Origin of the sequence: Spiribacter pallidus, from assembly GCF_040838495.1 — a bacterium.
Classification (GTDB): Bacteria; Pseudomonadota; Gammaproteobacteria; order Nitrococcales; family Nitrococcaceae; genus Spiribacter; species Spiribacter pallidus.
In genome coordinates this window covers 138996-158810 of record NZ_JBAKFM010000004.1, presented here as the reverse complement: position 1 = coordinate 158810, position 19815 = coordinate 138996, and the positions used below count along the sequence as shown (strand labels likewise).

General features: G+C 66.3%; 22 protein-coding genes and 1 pseudogene. 14 read left to right on the top strand and 9 right to left on the bottom strand.

The genetic code is table 11. The annotated features are described in order from the left end of the window. Positions 1-257 precede the first annotated feature (257 nt). Genes V6X73_RS08735 through ureG form a run of 8 tightly spaced genes read left to right on the top strand, consistent with a single transcriptional unit; the run spans position 258 to position 5596 of the window. On the top strand, positions 258-563 hold the full coding sequence (locus V6X73_RS08735) for a hypothetical protein (RefSeq protein ID WP_367959522.1): 306 nt from the start codon (positions 258-260) through the stop codon (positions 561-563). After that, positions 563-1417 carry an urease accessory protein UreD gene (locus V6X73_RS08730; RefSeq protein WP_367959521.1) on the top strand — a complete coding sequence of 285 codons (855 nt, stop codon included), beginning with the start codon at positions 563-565 and terminating at the stop codon, positions 1415-1417. Before V6X73_RS08735 ends, V6X73_RS08730 begins: the two co-directional genes overlap by 1 nt. 9 nt (positions 1418-1426) lie before the next feature. Further along, positions 1427-1762: an urease subunit gamma gene (locus V6X73_RS08725; protein ID WP_367959520.1), complete on the top strand. Its 336-nt coding sequence runs from the start codon at positions 1427-1429 to the stop codon at positions 1760-1762. Then, entirely contained in the window at positions 1759-2067 is a 309-nt protein-coding gene (locus tag V6X73_RS08720) for an urease subunit beta (RefSeq protein WP_367959519.1), read from the top strand. The genes V6X73_RS08725 and V6X73_RS08720 overlap by 4 nt, the downstream gene beginning before the upstream one ends. Further along, entirely contained in the window at positions 2064-3767 is a 1704-nt protein-coding gene (gene ureC, locus V6X73_RS08715; RefSeq protein WP_367959517.1) for an urease subunit alpha, read from the top strand. The genes V6X73_RS08720 and ureC overlap by 4 nt, the downstream gene beginning before the upstream one ends. Before the next feature lie 10 nt (positions 3768-3777). After that, complete coding sequence (gene ureE / locus V6X73_RS08710) at positions 3778-4284, top strand: urease accessory protein UreE (protein ID WP_367959516.1); 507 nt, start codon at positions 3778-3780, stop codon at positions 4282-4284. Next, complete coding sequence (locus V6X73_RS08705) at positions 4271-4957, top strand: urease accessory protein UreF (protein WP_367959515.1); 687 nt, start codon at positions 4271-4273, stop codon at positions 4955-4957. The genes ureE and V6X73_RS08705 overlap by 14 nt, the downstream gene beginning before the upstream one ends. Positions 4958-4978: 21 nt before the next feature. Then, entirely contained in the window at positions 4979-5596 is a 618-nt protein-coding gene (gene ureG / locus V6X73_RS08700) for an urease accessory protein UreG (RefSeq protein ID WP_367959514.1), read from the top strand. 16 nt (positions 5597-5612) lie between these two features. On the opposite strand, the gene V6X73_RS08695 is transcribed toward ureG, so the two are convergent. Together V6X73_RS08695 and ubiK are read right to left on the bottom strand one after the other, a co-directional pair. Next, positions 5613-7106 (bottom strand): YifB family Mg chelatase-like AAA ATPase, encoded by a 1494-nt coding sequence (locus V6X73_RS08695; RefSeq protein ID WP_367959513.1) that lies wholly within the window; start codon positions 7104-7106, stop codon positions 5613-5615. 46 nt (positions 7107-7152) lie between these two features. After that, positions 7153-7425, bottom strand: coding sequence for a ubiquinone biosynthesis accessory factor UbiK (gene ubiK, locus V6X73_RS08690; protein ID WP_367959511.1), 273 nt, complete (start codon positions 7423-7425; stop codon positions 7153-7155). Between the two features lie 263 nt (positions 7426-7688). On the opposite strand from ubiK, the gene V6X73_RS08685 reads away from it, so the two are divergent. The 4 genes and pseudogenes from V6X73_RS08685 to V6X73_RS08670 all read left to right on the top strand — a co-directional run bounded on the left by V6X73_RS08685 (position 7689) and on the right by V6X73_RS08670 (position 10295). Continuing rightward, entirely contained in the window at positions 7689-8027 is a 339-nt protein-coding gene (locus tag V6X73_RS08685; RefSeq protein ID WP_367959510.1) for a P-II family nitrogen regulator, read from the top strand. Positions 8028-8051: 24 nt separating this feature from the next. Then, positions 8052-9287 (top strand): ammonium transporter, encoded by a 1236-nt coding sequence (locus tag V6X73_RS08680; protein WP_367959509.1) that lies wholly within the window; start codon positions 8052-8054, stop codon positions 9285-9287. Positions 9288-9404: 117 nt separating this feature from the next. Then, positions 9405-9875: pseudogene (locus tag V6X73_RS08675) on the top strand (NAD(P)-dependent oxidoreductase); the annotation flags it as partial. Further along, positions 9873-10295: an NAD(P)-dependent oxidoreductase gene (locus V6X73_RS08670; protein WP_367959656.1), complete on the top strand. Its 423-nt coding sequence runs from the start codon at positions 9873-9875 to the stop codon at positions 10293-10295. The pseudogene V6X73_RS08675 and the gene V6X73_RS08670, both read left to right, overlap by 3 nt. Before the next feature lie 4 nt (positions 10296-10299). Here V6X73_RS08670 and V6X73_RS08665 read toward each other — a convergent pair whose 3' ends face one another. The 3 genes from V6X73_RS08665 to V6X73_RS08655 all read right to left on the bottom strand — a co-directional run bounded on the left by V6X73_RS08665 (position 10300) and on the right by V6X73_RS08655 (position 14967). Then, entirely contained in the window at positions 10300-10947 is a 648-nt protein-coding gene (locus tag V6X73_RS08665; protein WP_367959507.1) for an SPOR domain-containing protein, read from the bottom strand. Positions 10948-10949: 2 nt separating this feature from the next. Then, on the bottom strand, positions 10950-12710 hold the full coding sequence (gene argS / locus V6X73_RS08660; protein WP_367959506.1) for an arginine--tRNA ligase: 1761 nt from the start codon (positions 12708-12710) through the stop codon (positions 10950-10952). A gap of 67 nt (positions 12711-12777) precedes the next feature. After that, positions 12778-14967, bottom strand: a complete 2190-nt coding sequence (locus V6X73_RS08655) for a primosomal protein N' (RefSeq protein ID WP_367959505.1) — start codon at positions 14965-14967, stop codon at positions 12778-12780. Between the two features lie 86 nt (positions 14968-15053). Here V6X73_RS08655 and V6X73_RS08650 point away from each other — a divergent pair, with 86 nt between their 5' ends. Then, positions 15054-15608: a TIGR02444 family protein gene (locus V6X73_RS08650; protein ID WP_367981366.1), complete on the top strand. Its 555-nt coding sequence runs from the start codon at positions 15054-15056 to the stop codon at positions 15606-15608. On the opposite strand, the gene V6X73_RS08645 is transcribed toward V6X73_RS08650, so the two are convergent. The 4 genes from V6X73_RS08645 to V6X73_RS08630 are packed head-to-tail and all read right to left on the bottom strand — an operon-like array spanning position 15605 to position 18975. After that, positions 15605-16027: a hypothetical protein gene (locus tag V6X73_RS08645; RefSeq protein WP_367959503.1), complete on the bottom strand. Its 423-nt coding sequence runs from the start codon at positions 16025-16027 to the stop codon at positions 15605-15607. The genes V6X73_RS08650 and V6X73_RS08645 overlap by 4 nt on opposite strands. Before the next feature lie 19 nt (positions 16028-16046). Then, a complete protein-coding gene (locus V6X73_RS08640; RefSeq protein WP_367959502.1) occupies positions 16047-17540 on the bottom strand; it encodes an NAD(P)(+) transhydrogenase (Re/Si-specific) subunit beta in 1494 nt (497 codons plus the stop codon). Next, entirely contained in the window at positions 17537-17845 is a 309-nt protein-coding gene (locus V6X73_RS08635; RefSeq protein ID WP_367959501.1) for an NAD(P) transhydrogenase subunit alpha, read from the bottom strand. Before V6X73_RS08635 ends, V6X73_RS08640 begins: the two co-directional genes overlap by 4 nt. After that, positions 17845-18975 carry a Re/Si-specific NAD(P)(+) transhydrogenase subunit alpha gene (locus V6X73_RS08630; protein ID WP_367959500.1) on the bottom strand — a complete coding sequence of 377 codons (1131 nt, stop codon included), beginning with the start codon at positions 18973-18975 and terminating at the stop codon, positions 17845-17847. The genes V6X73_RS08635 and V6X73_RS08630 overlap by 1 nt, the downstream gene beginning before the upstream one ends. A 258-nt stretch (positions 18976-19233) precedes the next feature. Between V6X73_RS08630 and V6X73_RS08625 the strand changes: the two genes are divergently transcribed. Then, the gene (locus V6X73_RS08625) at positions 19234-19809 is read left to right on the top strand and encodes an HNH endonuclease (RefSeq protein WP_367959655.1); all 576 of its coding nucleotides are present in this window, start codon (positions 19234-19236) and stop codon (positions 19807-19809) included. Positions 19810-19815 lie beyond the last annotated feature (6 nt).

Below are 19815 nucleotides of genomic sequence, written 5' to 3'. Positions count from 1 at the left end.
TCCATTGGCAGGTTCGATTGCTGCATGGCGCGATGATATCAGCAAGCCCCCGACGCCAGCGGCAATCCGGGCTGCACGCAGTTGGGGCATCGAATCGTCAAAAGCCCCAATCTGGTGCGCAGCTCGCCGCCCGACGCACCGACATTGTGCTGAGGATGCCGCGCCGATGCGGTTTTAAGCCCGATCTGCCCGACATGGCACGGGCCTTGCTCTCCATCCGGCATCAGCAATCCTTCCAGACTAACGGAGAGACAACCATGCAACGATTTCGCCTCTGGCCAGCCCTTTTCGTCATGCTCCCGGGCGGCGCTCTGGCTCATGCCGTCGGCGGGCATGATCATCCGCTGATGCTGGTCCACTGGCATCTTGCCGACGGGCAGACGGTACTCGGGGTACCCGCGCATGGCCTCGGCGCAGCGCTTGTGCTGGCGGCGGTGGCTGCCGGTGTGGGCGCCTTCATGCTGCGGCGATTGCGGTCTGCGCCTGGCCCGGGATTGGCGCTCGGCGCCACGGCGGGCGCACTGGCGGTGATGGGTTTCGGGCTGATCGCCGGTCTGTTTTAGTGGCGGCCCGGGCCGATCTAATTGCCCCGGCCGAGCGGTACCATCCGCGCTGGCGGGCCCATCTGGCGCTGCGTTACGCCCGTTGCGGTGCGGTCACCGGATTGACCGAGCGCCGTCACGAGGGGCCCTTGCGCATCCAGCGCCCATTCCACCCCGAGGGCGATCCCTGCCATACCTATGTCTTGCATCCGCCGGGCGGAGTGGTTGGCGGCGATCAGCTAAAGGTGGATCTGACGGTCGATCCTAACGCCTGGGCGGTGGTCACCAGCCCCGGTGCCACCAAGTTCTACCGCAGCCTCGGCGATGAGGCCGTCCTCGAGCAGCGCCTCGGTGTGGCACCCGGCGGCACGCTGGAGTGGTTCCCCCAGGAGCAGATTGCCTTTGCCGGGGCAATCGCCAGCTCGACAACGCGCATCGATTTGCAACCCGGCGCGCGCTGTCTGGCCTGGGAGCTCAACTGCCTGGGTCGGCCGGCTGGTGGATATCCGTTCGACCAGGGCTGTTTTCGGCAACGCATGGCAGTGTGGCGCGACGGTGTGCCGTTGCTGCTTGAGCACGCCCGTCTGCGCGGTGGCACGCCGACCCTGACCGGCCAATGGGGCCTGGGAGGCGCCCAGGCCATGGCCACGCTGATCGCCGCCCCGGCGGATAAGGCGCTTTTGACCATGCTCCGTGAAGCGCTTGCCCATCTGCCCGGCGAGTGGGCGGCAACCCTTGTCGATGACCTGCTGGTACTGCGTTGGCGGGGCGCCGGCGCACTTCAGGCCTATGCCCTCAGGCTCGAGGCCTGGCGGGCCCTGCGGCCGGTCCTGTTGGGCCGGCCCATCTGTGTGCCGCGCATCTGGAATACCTGAGGAGATCCCATGGAACTCACCCCCCGAGAGAAAGACAAGCTGATGCTCGCCACGGCCGCGATGGTCGCCGAACGGCGTCTCGCCCGTGGTGTTCGTCTCAACTACCCCGAAGCCATGGCCTACATCGCCAATGCCATTGTCGAGGGCGCCCGGGACGGCCGGACGGTCGCGCAGCTGATGAGCGAGGGCACCCGGTTGCTGGCGCGCGATCAGGTCATGGACGGCATCCCCGAGATGCTGCGGGAAGTCCAGGTCGAGGCGACATTCCCGGATGGCACCAAGCTGGTCACCATCCACGACCCGATCGCCCACCGTAGCCCGATGGCCGAGGAGGCGCAGTCATGATCCCCGGAGAAATCCTCACCGAGTCCGGTGAAATCGCCCTCAATGAGGGCCGCCGACGGGTCACCGTGGCCGTGGCGAACACCGGCGACCGGCCCATCCAGGTGGGTTCGCACTATCACTTCTGCGAGGCCAACCCGGCGCTGGCGTTCGATCGCAAGGCGGCAAAGGGTTTCCGCCTGGATATCCCGGCGGGGACGGCGGTGCGCTTCGAGCCGGGTCAGACCCGCGAGGTGACCTTGGTTGAATACGCCGGCGGGCGCTGCATCTACGGCTTTCGCGGCGAGATTATGGGAGCGCTTTCATGAGCACCATCGATCGTAGTGCCTATGCCGAGATGTACGGACCCACCACCGGTGATCGGGTGCGGCTGGGCGATACCGAGCTTTTCATCGAGGTCGAAAAGGACCACACCGTCTATGGTGACGAGGTCAAATTCGGGGGTGGCAAGGTCATCCGCGATGGCATGGGCCAGAGCCAGGCCGCCGGCGATGAGGCCGTTGACCTGGTGATCACCAATGCCCTGATCCTCGATTACACCGGCATTTTCAAGGCCGATATCGGCATACGCGCAGGGCGCATCGCCGCCATCGGCAAGGCCGGCAACCCGGATACCCAGCCCGGCGTGGATATCGTCATCGGCCCGGGCACCGAAGCCCTTGCCGCCGAGGGGAGCATCGTCACTGCCGGCGGCATCGACGCCCATATCCATTTCATTTGCCCGCAGCAGATCGAAGAGGCACTGATGTCCGGGGTGACCACCATGCTTGGGGGTGGGACCGGCCCCGCCACCGGCACCAACGCCACCACCTGTACCCCGGGGACCTGGAATATCGAGCGCATGCTCGAGGCGGCGGATGCCTTTTCGATGAACCTCGGGTTCATGGGCAAGGGCAATGCCAGCCGGCCCGAGGCGCTCAACGAGCAGATCGTCGCCGGCGCCATGGGGCTGAAGCTGCATGAGGACTGGGGCACCACCCCGGCGGCCATCGATAATGCGCTGTCGGTGGCCGAGGCCTATGACATTCAGATCGCCATCCACACCGACACCCTCAACGAATCCGGTTTCGTCGAAGACACGATTGCCGCGTTCAAAGGCCGGACCATCCACACCTACCACACCGAGGGCGCCGGCGGTGGGCATGCCCCGGACATCATCCGGGCCTGTAGCGAGAACAATGTCCTGCCCTCGTCCACCAATCCGACCCGGCCCTATACCCGCAATACCATCGATGAGCATCTCGACATGCTCATGGTCTGCCACCACCTGGATCCGGCCATCCCCGAGGATGTGGCCTTTGCCGAGTCGCGTATCCGCCGCGAGACCATTGCCGCGGAGGACATCTTCCACGACCGGGGGGCGTTTTCGATGATTGCCTCTGACTCCCAGGCCATGGGCCGTGTCGGTGAGGTGATCTCGCGCACCTGGCAGACCGCCCACAAGATGAAGGTGCAGTTCGGCCCGCTGCCCGAGGACTCGGACCGGCATGACAATCTGCGGGCCCGGCGCTTTGTGGCCAAATACACCATCAACCCGGCCATTGCCCATGGCATCGGCCATGAGGTGGGTTCGGTCGAGGTGGGCAAGCTGGCGGATCTGGTGCTGTGGAAGCCGGCTTTCTTCGGCGCCAAGCCCGGCGTGATCGTCAAGGGCGGTCTGATCGCCGCCGCGCCCATGGGTGATCCCAATGCCTCGATCCCCACGCCGCAGCCTGTCCACTATCGCGGCATGTTCGGCGCCCATGGCGGCGCTGTGGGCTCGACGGCGGTGACGTTTTGCTCGCAGGCGGCCATCGATGCCGGGGTCCCCGAGCGGTTGGGTCTTGCCAAACGCGCCGTGGCCGTCCGCGACTGTCGGTCGGTGGGCAAGCGCGATATGAAGCTCAATGACTGGATGCCCGAGGTCAGCGTCGATCCGCAGACCTACGAAGTTCGGGCCGACGGCGAGCTATTGGTCTGCGAGCCCGCCGAGGTGGTGCCGCTTTCGCAGCGCTACTACCTGTTCTAGGGGGTGGATGATGATTGCGCTCACGCAAAGGTTGGATGACCTCGACGACGAAACGACGATTGCCGGGGCGCTGGTGCTCACCATCGCGCAGCGAGAGCGTACGCGGTTTCGTGCAACGCTCGATAACGGCCAGACGGTGGTGGTCCAGCTGCCCCGGGGTGGGTCGGTGCTCCGGCCCGGCGACTATCTGGGCGACGGCGAGGGGTTCGTCGTCAGGGTGGAGGCGGCGTTGGAGTCGGTATCCACGGCTACCCACCCCGATCCGTGGAAACTGCTGCAAGCGGCCTACCATCTTGGCAATCGGCACACACCCCTCGAGATTGGCGCCGGTTACCTGCGCTATCACCATGACCACGTCCTCGATGGCATGGTCGAGGGGCTAGGCCTGGTTGTCGTCCACGAAAACGCCCCTTTTCAGCCCGAGTCCGGTGCCTATTCGCATGGCTCGCCGGACCATGGATCCAGCCATGGGCATGGTCACCATCACGCTTCGGGAGGGGTCCATGCCCCCGACTGATGCGGCGGCGATTACCGAGCTGCGGCTCTGGCAGCTGATCAGCCCGGCCCTGCCGGTGGGTGCCTATGCCTATTCGGCGGGTCTGGAGGCGGCCATCGAGCGAGGCTGGGTGCGGGATATCGCATCACTCGAGCATTGGCTGGCCGGGCAACTCGAGGACGGGCTGGCCGGCCTGGATTTGCCGGTGCTCGAGCGGCTGCATAATGCCTGGCTCGAGTCCGATGAGGCGGCGCTCGAGTCCTGGACCATGTTCTTGCTGGCATCCAGAGAGACCGCCGAGCTGCGCGCCGAAGACATCCACATTGGCCGGGCCCTGGCACGGTTGCTCAACGACCTGGGTGTAGCCGACGCCGCCGCGCTGGATCGGGCCCGTTCAGTGACCTTTGCCACGGCCCTCGGCCTGGCCGGCGCGCACTACGGGATTTCCGAACGCTCGCTGCTGCAGGCCTATGCCTGGGCCTGGTGCGAAAACCAGGTGGCTGCCGCCGTGAAGTTGATCCCACTCGGCCAAAGCGATGGGCAGCGGGTATTGATGCAGATCGCCGATCGGCTGCCGGCCACGGTGGGTGCCGCCACGACGCTCGATGATGCGGCCATCGGTGCGACAACCCCGGGGGTTGCCCTTGCCAGTAGCTGGCACGAGACCCAGTACACACGGCTTTTTCGAAGTTGACCTGACAGGAGCAAACAGACAATGAGCAATGAGTCCTCACCGCTGCGAGTGGGTATCGGCGGACCGGTGGGATCGGGCAAGACGGCGCTGACCCTTGCGCTTTGCCGGGCGCTACGGGATCGGTTGTCCATCGCCGTGGTGACCAACGACATCTACACCCGCGAGGATGCCGAGTTTCTGGCACGCCACGAAGCATTGCCGGCGGGACGCATCGTGGGGGTCGAGACCGGTGGGTGCCCGCATACCGCCATCCGCGAGGATGCCTCAATGAATCTGACCGCCGTGTCCGACCTGCAAGCCGCGTTTCCGGATCTGGATGTGGTCTTTATCGAAAGCGGGGGCGATAACCTCTCGGCGACGTTCTCGCCAGAGCTCTCGGATCTGACCGTTTATGTCATCGATGTCTCCGCCGGCGACAAGATCCCCCGAAAGGGCGGGCCCGGTATCACCCGGTCGGATCTGCTGGTGATCAACAAAACCGATCTCGCCCCGCAGGTGGGTGCATCGCTTGAGGTCATGGATCGGGACGCCCGGCGGATGCGCGGTGAGTCGCCCTTTGTCATGAGCAGCATCGCCCATGGAAAGGGCGTGGAGTCGGTGATCGAGTTCATCTGTCGCGAAGGCGTGCTGGCGGCCTGATCGGTGATGCCAGCCTTCAGGGTTTGATCGGCTGACGGTAGCCGATCGCCTCGAGCAGGTGGGACGCCTGTATTGCATCGCGGTCATCGAGATCAGCGATGGTTCGGGCGACGCGCAATGTGCGATGCCAGCCCCGGGCCGATAGCCCGAAGCGCCGGGTGGCATCCTCCATGACTCGCCGGCCATCCCCATCCAGCCGGCATTGGCGCCGCAGTCGCTGACCGGCAAGACGGGCGGCGGGGCAGCTATCTCGGCGCATCTGACGGTCGCGTGCCGCAGCCACCCGGCGGGCGACGGTCTTGCTGCACTCGCCGGGGGATTGATCGGTGAGCTCGTCCGGCGGCAGGCGCGGCACTTCGACTGCCATATCAATGCGATCGAGTAGCGGACCGCTGATGCGTTGCTGGTAGCGTTGAATCTGGGCCGGGGTGCAGCGGCACTCGTGGGTCTGGTCGCCCAGAAAACCGCATGGGCAGGGGTTCATCGCGGCAATCAGCTGGAACCGGGCCGGAAAGCGCATGCGCCGGTTGGCTCGGGCAATACGGATTTCGCCAGTTTCGAGCGGCTCGCGCAGGGTCTCCAGCGCCTGCCGCGGGAATTCCGGCAGCTCATCGAGAAACAACACCCCGTGATGAGCCAGTGATATCTCCCCCGGTCGCGGACGATTGCCGCCGCCGGTGAGCGCTGTCGGCGAGGCGCTGTGATGGGGGCTGCGGAAGGGTCGGCGCGTCAACCGCGTGGGGTCGTCATTGCCGTCGACCAGCGAGTGAATAGCCGCCGATTCCATGGCCTCGTCGTCAGCCATGGGTGGAAGCAGGCCGGGCAGCGTCTCGGCGAGCAGGCTTTTGCCGCTGCCGGGCGGGCCCTTGAGCAGCAGGCTGTGGCCGCCGGCGGCGGCGATCTCGAGTGTGCGTCTGGGACGCCGCTGGCCGATGACCTCGACCAGGTCTCGACCGATGGGCGTGGCCACCCGCGTGGATCGTTGCGCGGGCGACAGGCGGGCTTCGCCGGTCAGATGCCGGCAGACATCGAGCAGGTGAGCGGCGGGGTAGACGGCCCCGCCCGCCAGCGATGCCTCGGCCCCGTTAGACTCGGCGACGATCAGCGGATCCGCCGAGCGTGCGCACTGCAACGCCACCGGCAGGATGGCGTTGACCGGCCGTAGCTCGCCGGACAGGCCCAACTCGGCGGCAAAGGTGTGTCCGGTCAGTGCCTGTCGGGGGATCTGTCTCGATGCCGCGAGGATGCCCAGGGCGATGGCCAGATCGAATCGCGCGCCGTCCTTGGGCAGGTCGGCCGGCGCCAGACTGACGGTGATCCGGCGGCTGGGAAAGTCGAAACCGCTGTTGGCAAGCGCGCTGCGCACCCGGTCCCGGGCCTCGCGCACCGCGGTATTGGGCAGGCCGACAACCGATAGCGACGGCAGACCACCGCCCAGGTGGACTTCGACGGTGACCCGGGGGGCGTCGATACCCAAAACGGCCCGGGATTGGGCAACGGCGATCGCCATCGCTTGGCACCTCCCTGTGCTGAGCGATCACGGTCAACTGGCGTGATCAGTCCTTGGTATCGGTCTCTGCCACGGCGTTGTCACCACCCTCTAATGCGGCGAGCCGGACCTCCAGGGCCTCGAGGCGCTCCCGGGTGCGGGCCAGCACCTTGGCCTGGGCGTCGAACTCCTCGCGGGTGACCAGCTCCATGCGGCTGAAAGCGCTCTGCAGGGCCACCCGGGCGTTTTTCTCTACCTCTTGCTGCATATCCCGGAGACCGCTGGGCAGGCTCTCCGAGAAGCGCTTAGCCATTTCATCAAACTGTTTCGGGTCGAGCATGACCGCTCCTCCGTGTCGTTTTCTCTAGTGTAAGCGGGCCGGCGGCCGTGCCCAAGCCATCTTTTGATCTTTTGTGGTGCATCCGACCAGCGGCGCCTGATCCAATCTGGTGCAAACCCCATGGCCCGGCGGCCATCGCCGGCGGCTCGTCCCCTTCGATGGTGGTTTGATCGGCGGTTGGCACGCTCCCTGCATTACCCCTGTCGGGTTAAAGACCATCCACGGGCAAAAGGGGTACCCCGGCCCATTTGGGGAGAACAGCAATGAAGCTAATCACCGCCATTATCAAGCCTTTCAAGCTCGATGATGTCCGGGAATCGCTCTCGGAAATCGGCGTCCAGGGCGTCACCGTGACCGAGGTCAAAGGGTTCGGACGTCAGAAGGGGCACACCGAGCTCTACCGCGGCGCGGAATATGTCGTCGACTTTCTGCCCAAGATGAAAGTCGAGGTGGTGCTTGATGACGAGCTCGTCGAGCGTGCCACCGAGGCCGTCAGCAAGGCGGCCAACACCGGCAAGATCGGTGACGGCAAGATTTTCGTGTCTCCGGTGGAGCAGGCGATCCGCATTCGCACCGGCGAGACCGACAAGGACGCACTCTAATTCCCGTTTCAGGAGTATTGACCGATGAATGAAGTGACCGAACTGGCGTACGCGCTGGACACTTTCTACTTCCTGCTCAGTGGCGCGCTGGTCATGTTTATGGCGGCGGGCTTTTCCATGCTGGAAGCGGGTCTCGTACGGGCCAAGAATACCGCCGAGATCCTGACCAAGAATATCTCGTTGTATTCCATCGCCTGCATTATGTATCTGCTCTGCGGCTACCAGATCATGTACGGCGGCGGCGAGGGGTTCATCCCCAACTTCGGCGTGCTGATCGGCGCGGATAACGAAGTGGCGGATGTCCTCAACGGCGATGCCTACTACTCCAACCTCTCGGATTTCTTCTTCCAGGTGGTGTTCGTGGCAACGGCCATGTCCATCGTCTCGGGGGCGGTCGCCGAGCGGATGAAGCTCTGGTCGTTCCTCGGCTTTGCGGTGGTCATGACCGGCTTCATCTACCCGGTGCAGGGCTTCTGGAAGTGGGGCGGCGGTTTCCTTGATGCCGCAGGCTTTCAGGACTTTGCTGGCTCGGGTGTCGTACACATGACCGGTGCCGCGGCGGCGTTGGCCGGCGTGATTCTGCTCGGTGCCCGCAAGGGCAAGTACGGCCCCAATGGCGAGGTCAAGGCCATACCGGGTTCGAACATGCCGCTGGCCACCCTGGGGACGTTCATCCTCTGGCTGGGTTGGTTCGGCTTTAACGGCGGCTCGCAGCTCATCGTCTCGAACGTTCTCGATGCCAACGCCGTGGCGGCGATCTTCGTCAACACCAACACCGCCGCGTCGGGGGGGGCCGTGGCCGCGTTGCTGACCGCCCGTGCGCTGTTTGGCAAGGCCGATCTGACCATGGCGCTCAACGGTGGCATTGCCGGGCTGGTGGCCATCACCGCCGAGCCGCTGATGCCCTCGCCGCTGCTGGCGACGATCATCGGTGCCATTGGTGGCGTGCTGGTGGTGTTCTCCATCGTGGGTCTGGACAAGCTCAAGATCGACGATCCGGTCGGCGCCATCTCGGCCCACGGCACGGTGGGCATCTGGGGCCTGCTTGCGGTGGTGCTCAGCAACGATGCCGCCTCGATCGGTGGTCAGCTGCTTGGCATCATCTCGATCTTCCTCTGGGTGTTCATCTCGGCGTTCATCGTCTGGGGCATCCTCAAGGCCGTGGTCGGCATTCGCGTGAGCGAGGAAGAGGAGTACGAGGGCCTGGACGTCGGCGAATGTGGCCTCGAGGCCTATCCCGAGTTCACCAAGACCCAGTAAACCGGTGCCAACCGGACGGCAGACGGGCGCCCTCGGGCGCCCGTTTTTTTGCCCGGTCAACCCGCCCGACTGCGTTAGACTCGCGCCAGGCCGTGCAGCCAACCAACCACAAGGAGTCGATGCATGCGAGTAGGAATGGCAGGTCTGGGGGTGATGGGCTCGGCAATGGCCCGGAATCTGGCAGGCGCCGGCTATCTGGCCGGTGTCTGGAACCGCACCGGTCACCGGGCCGAGGCGCTGGCCGACGAGCTGGGCGTGACCCGGGCGGAGACACCGGCCGCCCTGGCACAGGCCTGTGATGAGGTGATCACCTGCGTGAGTGCCGATGACGATCTGCGCGAGGTGGTCGATGCGATGCGCCCGGGGCTGCGTGCCGGCCATTTGCTGGTGGACACCTCGACCGTCGGTGCGGCCACCGCCGAGGCCCTGGCCGATGCACTGGCCGCCCGGGAGGTGGCGTTTATTGATGCCCCGGTGACCGGCGGCGCCGAGGGTGCGGCGGCCGGCACCCTGCAGGTGATGGCCGGCGGCGACGCCGCGGCGTTGGCGCGGGTGCGTCCGGCGCTCGAGGCGATTGGCAGCCAGGTGACGCATTTTGGTCCATCGGGCTTTGGTCAGCGTGCCAAGGCGGTCAACCAGGTGCTGGCCGCCGGGATGGTCCAGGCCATCAGTGAAGCGCTGGCCTTTGCCGATGCCAGCGGACTGGATACCGAGCAGCTTCTGCCGGTGCTCGGTCAGGGCGCGGTGGGCAGCCGGTTACTGGAACGACGCGGGGCGCGGATGCTGGCCGAGGATTTCGAGCCGGGCTTTCGGATGGCACTGCACGAAAAGGATCTTCGCCTCAGTCAGGCGCTTTTGCAGTCGCTGGAGGTCAACCTGCCGATGGTGGAGATGACCCTCAAGCACTACGAACGGCTGATGGCGCAGGGCCATGGCGATGAGGACATGACCGCGCTCTACCGGTTAAAGCGCGAGCTTTTTCGAACCGGTAACCGCCGCAGTCTCTAGGCGGTCAGCCGCCGGCGCGCAGCAGGATGGAGTCGATCTGCTGGCCGGCCATGCGTTGTCGGACCTGGTTGACCTCGCCGAGGTTGTTGAACGGGCCGATCCGCACACGATGCCAGGTCTCACCGCCGGGCAGTTCGACCTCCTGAATGCGGGCTTCGATGCCCAGCAGGGCCAGGTTGGCCCGCAGCGCATCGGCATCATCCTGGCGCCGGAACGACCCGGCCTGCAGTAGATAACGAGCGCCGGCCGGCGCCTGCGATGCAGTGGTCGGCTCGGGTGGCGTCTGCGAATCGGATGCCGACGGACCGGGGGCATCGCCTGCATTTGCCGAGGGCAGGGCGTTATTCCCGCCCGAAGCCTCGGTGTCCGGTTGCCCGGCGACGTCGACCTCTTGTTCGCTGAGCAGCCGATAGAACTCAAAGCGCGGGGCGTCGTGGCTTTCATTGGCCGATGCGGCGGTCTCACCCTCGGCGTCGGCGGGTGCCGGATCGGGTCGGGTGTGTTCGAGATGCACCAGGCCGGCCACCACCAGGCCCATGACCAGCCCGGTCGCCCACCACAGCACCGGGCTTACGGTGCGTCCCCGAGCCGGCTGGGTGCGGCTTGCCTGACGCGGTTTGGCGGGGCTTCGTTTGCGGGGTTTCTCGGCCATGTCTACATGCTCTGCGGGGCCGAGACGCCAAGGATGGCGAGCCCGTTGCGAATGACCTGCCGGGTGGCGGTGATCAACGCCAGCCGGGCGTCGCGCAGCTCGGCGTCATCCACTAAGAAGGTGTGGGCGTTGTAGTAGGTATGAAACGCCGCCGCCAGCTCGCGCAGATATTGGGCGATCTGGTGGGGCTCCTGGCTGGTGGCGGCCGATTCGATGAGCTCGGGATACCGCCCCAGGGCATGGATCAGTGCCTGTTCATGCGCCTCGTTCAGCCGGCCCAGGCCGGCAAGGCCGGCGCTGTGATCATGCTCGATGCCCCGTTCTTCCATCTGCGCGAGGACGCTGCACACCCGGGCATGGGCATACTGGATGTAGTAAACGGGGTTGTCGTTGGAGCGGGATTTGGCCAGCTCCAGGTCAAAATCCAGGTGCTGCTCGGGCCGTCGCATGACATAGAAAAACCGCCCCGCGTCATTGCCCACCTCTTCGCGCAGCTCGCGCAGGGTGACGAACTCGCCCGAGCGGGTCGACATGGCGAGCCGCTCGTGGCCGCGGTAGAGGATGGCGAACTGCACCAGTCGAAAGGTCAGCCGGTCGGTATCGTGCCCGAAGGCCTCGAGACTGGCGCGTACCCGGGCCATATAGCCATGGTGGTCGGCGCCAAAGACATCGATGGCCCGGGCGAAACCGCGCTCGAACTTATCCAGATGATAGGCGATATCCGATGCAAAGTAGGTGATCTGGCCATCGGCCCGGCGGACCACCCGGTCTTTGTCGTCGCCATAGTCGGTGGCCCGGAACCATTGGGCGCCATTGTCTTCGTAGATGGCGCCGGCGGTAGTGAGCTTTTCAAGCGCCCGGTCCACGGCGCCGGAGGCGACCAGGCTGTGTTCGCTGTACCAGCGATCGTAACGCACGCCAAAGGCGGCCAGGTCATCCTCGATGTCGTGGGTGATGGCCGCTACCGCCTCCGAGAGAATCTCCTGGTAGCGAGTCTCGCCCAGTAACGCCCGGGCACGGGTGATGAGGGCGTCGATGTAGGCTTCCTTGTCACCGCCGGCATTGGCATCCGCGGGCAGCTCCGCGGTGAGCTCGGCGGCGGCGATGCGGTAGCGCTCGCCGGCATTGGCCTCCAGATCGCGGGCGATGTCGTGGATATAGTCGCCGCGATAGCCATTGGCCGGGAACGCCACCGCCTCGCCCCGGTGTTCGAGATAGCGCACCAGGACGCTGGCGGCGAGGATGTGCATCTGGCGGCCGGCGTCATTGACGTAATATTCGCGATGAACATCGTAGCCGGCGGCCTCGAGCAGATTGCCCAGGGCTGCGCCAAAGGCCGCCCCCCGGCCATGGCCGACATGCAGCGGACCGGTGGGGTTGGCCGAGACAAACTCGATGATGATGCGCTCGCCCCCGCCGCTGTTGCACCGGCCAAACTCCGCCCCCTCGCGATGGATGCGTGCCACCACGGCGCTGGCGGCATCCTGGGTGAGGAAGAAGTTGATGAACCCCGGCCCGGCAACCTCGACCCGCTCGACGTGGGGGTGGATGGGCAGATGCTCGATCAGCGCATCGGCCAGTTCGCGGGGCGGGCGCCGCAGGGGCTTGGCCAGGCGCATGGCCAGGTTGCTCGCGTAATCACCGTGGCCCTCGCCCCGGCCTCGTTCCAGATGGATCGCCAGGGGGTCGGGCAGTGGCTCGCCAAGGGATTGGCAAAGGCCATTGAGGGCCTGCCGCAGCAGGTCGGCGAGTTCGTCTTTCATGAATCAGCTGGCACCCGGATGGCAAACGAGCGCCCATTATCCGGCCTGGGCACGGCTGTTCAAGCCGCTAGAGTGTCTCGGCCGGATCGACATCCACCGACCAGCGGACCCGCCGGGCCGAGGGCAGTGTGGCGAGCCGTGGCAGCCAGCCGTCTAGAAAGCCCTGCAGGTTGCGGCGCTCGACTGCCTGGACCATGAGCTGAGCCCGATAGCGACCGGCCCGTCGTTCCATGGGCGCCGGATAGGGGCCGATGCATTCCACGCCCTGGATACCGGGGGCCTGGCCGGCGGCGGCGGCGAGAAAGTCCATGGGGGTGCTTCGATCCACCGCTTCGGCCCGCAGGAGCGCCATCGCCGTGGCCGGCGGTAGCCCGGCGGCCTGTCGTTCGGCGAGCGCGGCCCGGGCAAAAGCCGGATAGCCCCCGGCCAGCAGGGTCTGGAGCAACGGATGCTCGGGATGGTGGGTCTGGATGACAACCTCACCGGGGCGCTCGGCCCGACCGGCCCGGCCGGCGACCTGGATGACCAGTTGCGCGAGTCGCTCCGGGCCCCGAAAGTCGGCGCTGAAAAGCCCCTGGTCGGCGTCGATGATCGCAACCAGGGTGACCGCCGGCAGGTGATGCCCCTTGGCCAGCATCTGGGTGCCGAGCAGCAGCCGGGTCTCGCCCCGACGGGCATCGGCCATGGCCTGCTCGAAACTGCCCCGACGCCGGGTGCTGTCGCGATCGACACGGACCAGTGGGTGATCCGGAAAGCTCGCCCGCAGGGCGGATTCGATCCGCTCGGTGCCCAGGCCCAGTGGGCGGAGATCGGCGCTGCCGCACTGCGGGCAGTGCGCCGGCAGCCGCTGCTCGCGATCGCAGTGGTGGCATTGCAGCCGCTGGCGCTGTCGATGATAGGTGTAGCGGGCGTCACAGCGATCGCACTCCGCCAGCCAGCCGCATTCGTGGCAGATGAGCACCGGCGCAAACCCGCGCCGGTTGAGAAACAGCAAGACCTGGCCGTCGTCGGCGAGGTGTTGGCTCACCCGATCGAGCAGCGGCTGCGAGAGCCCGTCCCGGGTGGGTTGGCCGCGCATGTCCAACAACCGCAGTGCCGGCGGTCGTGCCCCGCCGGCGCGCTCGCTGATCTGCACATGGCCGTAACGGCCGTCGCGGGCGTTGGCGAGGCTCTCGAGCGAGGGCGTGGCGCTGCCCAGTATCACCGGGATATCCAGTCGAGAGCCTCGCAGCACGGCCAGATCCCGGGCCGAGTAGCGCAGTCCTTCGGCCTGCTTGAGGGACTGGTCATGCTCTTCGTCGACAATGATCAGCCCCGGGGCGGACAGGGGCACGAATACCGCCGAGCGGGTGCCGATGATGACATCGGCCTGTCCGTCACGGGCGGCCAGCCAGGCATTCAGTCGCTCGCCATCGGCAAGCCCTGAATGCAGCACCGCGATCCGGGCGTTGAGTCGTTGTTGAAACCGGCCGATGAGCTGCGGCGTCAGGCCGATCTCGGGGACGATGACCAGCGCCTGGCGGCCGGCGGCCAGGACCTGCTCGATGGCGCCCAGGTAGACCTCGGTTTTGCCACTGCCGGTCACGCCTTCGATGAGCAGGGTGTGGTGGCCGCCGTTCGGGGCGATGGCCTCGGCGGCGGCCTGTTGTGCCGGGCTGAGCCTCGGCGCGCAGGCCTCGCCACGGCCTTCGATCAGCCCGTAATCGTGGCTTTCGTGTGACTCGCAAAGCCCGCGGTCGAGCAGACGGTTCATTGCCCCGACCGGGTCGCCCTCGAGGGTCGCCAGGGATGCGGCGGTGATTCGCTGCCGGGATTGAAGCCAGGTGAGAATTTCTGCCTGCCGGGGGGCACGGCGATGGAGTCGGGCCGGGTCGGTCGCCTGGCCCTGGGGGGTGACCGTGTAGTGCCGGCTGCGCCCCCCGGTGGCGGGGTGGCCATGCCGCAGCCGCCCGGGCAGTGCCGTGGCAAAGGCCTCTCCCACCGGGTGGTGGTAATACCGGGCGGTCCAGAGGATGAGATCGAGCAACTCGCCATCGAGCAGGGGGTGTTCGTCCAGCCCCTCGATCATCGGCCGCAGCCGCGTGCCGTCGAGATGGCTGTCCTGCCGATGGGCCAGCACCACGCCGGTTACCCGGCGGTTGCCCAGGGGGACCCGGACCCGGGTGCCGGCGGGTGGCAAGGGCGCATTCCCGGCCGGCAGATAGTCCAGCGGGGTGGCAAACGGGCCGGGCACGGCGACCTGGATGATGGCGGTCATGACCACGGATTGTTGGCCGGGTGGTCGTCCCGCGCAAGGGGCGGCTTTGTCGGGTGGTTTGCTAGACTTCGCCGATGAGCCGGTCTTTGCCCCAAACCGACGCGATTGCCCGGGCGATCTGGGATTTTACCCTTGCGCTCTACGACGCCGACGGCGTTCAGGGGGGCTGTCTGGATCTTCAAAACCGGCATGGCCTGGGGGTGAGCGCTTTGCTGGCATTGACGGGGCTGGGGGCCATGGGCTGGACGGCGTCCACGCCGGCGGCACTGGATGATGCCCTGCGCGGGGCGGAGTCGTGGCAGCACGAGGTCATCGAGGTCATCCGGGATGCCCGGCAGGCGATCAAGGCGCAGGGCGCGGCCCAGGCGCTGCCGGATGCATCGGCACTGCGTGGTCAGGTCATGCACTGCGAAATCGAGGCCGAGCGGCTGCAGCAGCGGTTGCTGATCGCCGAATGGGTAAGGCATGCGACGCCGCCGGCGACGCCGCCCGATAAGGCCGAGGCCGCGGAGCTTGCCGGCGACCATGCCTTTCGGTATCTGGCCCGTTATACGCAGTCGCTGGATGCGGCCGATCAGGCGGCCGTCGACGCGCTGCTTGCCCCGCTGCGCGAGGGGCGGGTGGCCCCGCCCCGGCCCTAGCGCAGCTGGATACCGCCGCCCGGTGCCCCGCCGGCGCCGCCCGGGCCACCGCCCGGCATGCCGCCACCCATCTGATCCGGCGTCATGATCTTCGAGGCCTGCTCGCGCTGCATCTCCTTGAGCTGCTCCATGGTCTGCTCGAGCGCGGCCTGGGCGGCGGCCGGAAAAGCCTCCACGGCCTGTTCGAGGCTGTCGGCCTCGAGCTCGAAGTTCAGCGGCAGGGCACCCACTGGCGTCATCACCTGGGTATTGCCCAGATAGAGCACCGGTCGGCTGTCATCCGGGCGACCCTCCCGGGTCACCGGTGTGAGGCGCTGGATGCTGCCGACCCGCCGGTCGGTGAAGTTGTGCTCTTCGTAGAGCCCGTCGGCGTCGACCTTGAGCTGCTCCAGGGTCTCTTCTATCTGCGGATCACTCATTGCTGCTCCTTGTCGCCTGTTACAGGCCCTTCACGGCCTGGACCATGCCGCCGGCCACCTTCTGGCCGTCGCCGAAGACCATGCGGGTGTTCTCGCCAAAGAACAGCGCATTCTCCACGCCGGAGAACCCGGCGCCGCGGCCGCGCTTGATCACCAGCACATTCTCGGCCTCATCCACGTTGAGGATCGGCATGCCGTAGATCGGGCTCGACTCATCGTCGCGGGCCGCCGGGTTGACCACGTCGTTGGCGCCGATCACCACGGCGATGTCGGTCATGGCGAACTCTTCGTTGATGTCTTCCATATCGAAGATCATGTCGTAGGGTACGCCGGCTTCGGCGAGCAGGACGTTCATGTGCCCGGGCATGCGGCCGGCCACCGGGTGGATGGCGAATTTCACCTCCACGCCGCGGTCCTGCAGCAGTTCGACCAGCTCCCAGATCTTGTGCTGGGCCTGGGCTACTGCCATGCCATAACCGGGGACGATGATCACCCGCTCGGCATAGGCCATCATGATGCCGGCGTCCTCGGCAGAGACATCCTTCATCTCGCCCTCCGGCCCCTCGCTGGTGGCCCCTTCGGTGCTGCCCCAGCCGGCAAAGAGCACGTTGGTCAGCGGCCGGTTCATGGCCTTGGCCATGAGCTGGGTGAGCAGCGTGCCGGCGGCGCCCACCACCGTACCGGCGATGATCATCGCCGGGTTGCCAATGGCGTAGCCCTCAAAGCCCACCGCCAGACCGGTCAGCGCGTTGAAAAGCGAGATGATCACCGGCATGTCGGCCCCGCCGATGGGCACCGCCACGAAAACGCCAAACAGCAGGCCCAGGGCAAAGAAGATGGCCACCACGGCGATGCTGTCGGTGAAAAACGTCATCACGCCAAAAAGGACCGTCAGCCCAAAGACGACGATGTTCACCACCTGCTGGGCCGGCACCAGGCTGTTGCGCTTCATCCGCCCGTCGAGTTTGGCCCAGGCGACCAGCGACCCGGAAAACGCCACCGTGCCGATCAGCGCCCCAAGGATGGCGAGGATGGCCACATCCGCCCCCAGGGCGCCGGCGACACTGGCGGTGGCGGCCCCTTCGGCCCGCAGGGCGGCCTCGGCCGCGGCCAGGCTGATGCCCGCCTCGTTGGACAGCGCCTGAGCCTGGGACTGAAGGTCACCGGGCAGCGTGCGCAGCGCGCGCAACATCTCGACCCCGGCAATGGCCGCCGCGGCACCGCCGCCCATGCCGTTGTACAGGGCCACCATCTGGGGCATTTCGGTCATGCCCACGCGCCGCCCTGACCACCAGGCCAGGACACCGGCAACGGCGATGCCAATGATGATGAGCAGGTAGTTGGTCAGGCCGTGGACAGCCGGATGGACAAAGGTCACCAGGGTGGCGAGCACCATGCCCACACCGGCCCAGATGATGCCCTTGCGGGCCGTTTTGGGCGAACTCATGCCCTTGAGGCCGAGGATGAACAGCACCGCGGCCAGGAGATAGGTCAGCTGAACGATAAAGTTCATTCCTTGGCCTCCTTCTTCTGCTCATCCTTGCTCTTGAACATCTCGAGCATCCGTTCGGTCACGACATAACCGCCCACGGCATTACCCGCGGCAAGGACCACGGCGATGAAGCCGACGACCTGCTCGGCGGTGGTCTCGGCGTGGCCGAGCACCACCATGGCACCCACCACGACGATGCCGTGGACGAAGTTCGACCCCGACATCAGCGGCGTGTGCAGGATCACGGGGACCCGCGAGATCACCTCAAAGCCGGCAAACGCGGCCAGCATGAAGATGTAGATTGCGACAAAACCTTCGATCGCCATTAGTTGCCTCCTTCCACGCGCTCGCGTGTGGGCGCATGCCGGATTTCCCCGTCATGGGTCAGGCAGCTGTCAGCGACTACCTGATCGTCCCAGTCGAGGTGGATTTCCCCGTCCTTGATCAGCAAGGCCAGCAGGTTGCAGAGGTTGCGGGCGTACATTTCGCTCGCGTGCGTGGCAGCCATGCTGGGGATGTTCTTTGGCCCGGCAATGGTAACCCCATGGGCAACCACTTCCTTGCCGGCCTCGGTGAGCTCGCAGTTGCCGCCGGTCTCCGCCGCCATGTCGACGATGACCGAGCCGGCTTTCATGCGCTGGACGGTCTCGGCATCGATGATGGTCGGCGCCGGCCGCCCGGGGATGGCCGCGGTGGTGACCACCGCATCCGACTGGGCGATGTGCTGGGCCAGGACTTCGGCCTGCTGGGCCTTTTCCTCGTCGGTGAGCTCGCGGGCGTAACCCCCTTCGCCCTCGGCGCTTACCCCGGTGTCGATGAACTTGCCGCCCAGCGACTCCACCTGCTCCTTGGTCGCGGCCCGGACATCATAGGCCTCGACGATGGCGCCCAGGCGCTTGGCGGTGGCAATGGCCTGCAGACCGGCCACCCCGGCGCCAACCACCACGACCCGGGCCGGGCGAACGGTGCCGGCTGCGGTGGTGAGCATCGGGAAGAGCTTAGGGCTGAGGTGGGCGGCCATGAGCGCGCATTTGTACCCGGCGATATTGCCCTGCGACGACAGCGCGTCGATGCCCTGGGCCCGGGTGATGCGAGGCACCAGTTCGAGGGCGAAACTCGAGACGCGGCGCTTTTGCAGGTTCTTGATGCGGCTGTCGCCTTCGTGAGGGGTGAGAAACCCCAGAAGCAGGCTGCCTTCCGGCAATTTTCCGGCTTCTTCGACCGACGGGGGCTGGACGCGGAGGACGATATCCGCCCCGTCATACAGCGCGCTGGTGTCGTCCACCAGCGTGGCGCCTTCGTAGAGGTCGTCCGTAAAGCCGCCCGCCTCGCCGGCGCCGCGTTGCATACGCAGCGTCACACCGAGTTTGTCGAGCTGTTTGATCACGCTGGGTACGATCGCGACCCGACGCTCCCCGCTGGCCGTCTCTCTGGGAACAGCGATGGTGATGCTCATGGGGTTGTCTCCCTTTAGCGATGTCCGCATTTCATACCGCGGATGGGCGATTCTACAGCATCCCGAGGCGGAATCACCCCGGGCCGGGTCCGATCTTTCGGCCACCGGTGCGTGGTCATCGCCCGGTCATGGTTGCATGGCAGGATGCAACCATGGATGATCCGAATAGGTCGAATGTCGGGTATACCGACAAACGATGAAAAGGAGCAGGGCGTGACCACCCTTGATCACCCGATCCTGCGAACCGACATTTCGGGCATGCCGCTTGAGTGGATTACCTGCCAGGATGCGGTTCGGCTCTATCACCTCGACCAGGTGGCCTATACCTGCGGTCGCGGTCTCTACCGCCTGCGCGGCGGTATCAACGCCCGCACGGGCCGGCGCAGCGTCGTCGAGGTCAATTCGATCATCGCCACCGCCGGCGCCATGCAGGCGAGCCTCAAGGGCAACCCGGACTACGTGCCGCCGCTCAATAACGCCACATTGTTCCGGCGCGATGATCACCTATGCCTTTACTGCGGCGAGCAGCGACGCAGCAAAGATCTCTCGCGCGACCACGTCAAGCCGATCAGCCGCGGCGGCGCCGATGTGTGGACCAATGTGGTCACCGCGTGCAAGCGCTGCAACAACCAGAAGGGCAATCGCACACCGGAGCAGGCCGGCCTGCAGCTCCTGGCCGTGCCCTTCGCACCTACCCACGCCGAGTATGTCTATCTCCAGGGGCGCCGGATTCTTGCCGATCAGATGGACTTTCTGCGGGCCCACTTTCCAAGGCGCTCGCCGCTGCGTCAGCGACTCGAGCGCCTCGCTGCCGAGGCCGAGACCGCGGCCTGAGTCCGC

Bases quoted from the DNA above. Each gene is read 5' to 3' on its own strand.
- V6X73_RS08685 (WP_367959510.1), top strand. From the start codon at position 7,689: ATGAAGCTAATCACCGCCATTATCAAGCCTTTCAAGCTCGATGATGTC.
- V6X73_RS08640 (WP_367959502.1), bottom strand. From the start codon at position 17,540: ATGAACTTTATCGTTCAGCTGACCTATCTCCTGGCCGCGGTGCTGTTC.
- V6X73_RS08680 (WP_367959509.1), top strand. From the start codon at position 8,052: ATGAATGAAGTGACCGAACTGGCGTACGCGCTGGACACTTTCTACTTC.
- V6X73_RS08735 (WP_367959522.1), top strand. From the start codon at position 258: ATGCAACGATTTCGCCTCTGGCCAGCCCTTTTCGTCATGCTCCCGGGC.
- ureC (WP_367959517.1), top strand. From the start codon at position 2,064: ATGAGCACCATCGATCGTAGTGCCTATGCCGAGATGTACGGACCCACC.
- V6X73_RS08635 (WP_367959501.1), bottom strand. From the start codon at position 17,845: ATGGCGATCGAAGGTTTTGTCGCAATCTACATCTTCATGCTGGCCGCG.
- ureG (WP_367959514.1), top strand. From the start codon at position 4,979: ATGAGCAATGAGTCCTCACCGCTGCGAGTGGGTATCGGCGGACCGGTG.
- V6X73_RS08625 (WP_367959655.1), top strand. From the start codon at position 19,234: ATGCCGCTTGAGTGGATTACCTGCCAGGATGCGGTTCGGCTCTATCAC.
- ubiK (WP_367959511.1), bottom strand. From the start codon at position 7,425: ATGCTCGACCCGAAACAGTTTGATGAAATGGCTAAGCGCTTCTCGGAG.
- V6X73_RS08645 (WP_367959503.1), bottom strand. From the start codon at position 16,027: ATGAGTGATCCGCAGATAGAAGAGACCCTGGAGCAGCTCAAGGTCGAC.
- V6X73_RS08665 (WP_367959507.1), bottom strand. From the start codon at position 10,947: ATGGCCGAGAAACCCCGCAAACGAAGCCCCGCCAAACCGCGTCAGGCA.
- ureE (WP_367959516.1), top strand. From the start codon at position 3,778: ATGATTGCGCTCACGCAAAGGTTGGATGACCTCGACGACGAAACGACG.
- V6X73_RS08655 (WP_367959505.1), bottom strand. From the start codon at position 14,967: ATGACCGCCATCATCCAGGTCGCCGTGCCCGGCCCGTTTGCCACCCCG.
- argS (WP_367959506.1), bottom strand. From the start codon at position 12,710: ATGAAAGACGAACTCGCCGACCTGCTGCGGCAGGCCCTCAATGGCCTT.
- V6X73_RS08695 (WP_367959513.1), bottom strand. From the start codon at position 7,106: ATGGCGATCGCCGTTGCCCAATCCCGGGCCGTTTTGGGTATCGACGCC.
- V6X73_RS08725 (WP_367959520.1), top strand. From the start codon at position 1,427: ATGGAACTCACCCCCCGAGAGAAAGACAAGCTGATGCTCGCCACGGCC.
- V6X73_RS08705 (WP_367959515.1), top strand. From the start codon at position 4,271: ATGCCCCCGACTGATGCGGCGGCGATTACCGAGCTGCGGCTCTGGCAG.
- V6X73_RS08720 (WP_367959519.1), top strand. From the start codon at position 1,759: ATGATCCCCGGAGAAATCCTCACCGAGTCCGGTGAAATCGCCCTCAAT.
- V6X73_RS08630 (WP_367959500.1), bottom strand. From the start codon at position 18,975: ATGAGCATCACCATCGCTGTTCCCAGAGAGACGGCCAGCGGGGAGCGT.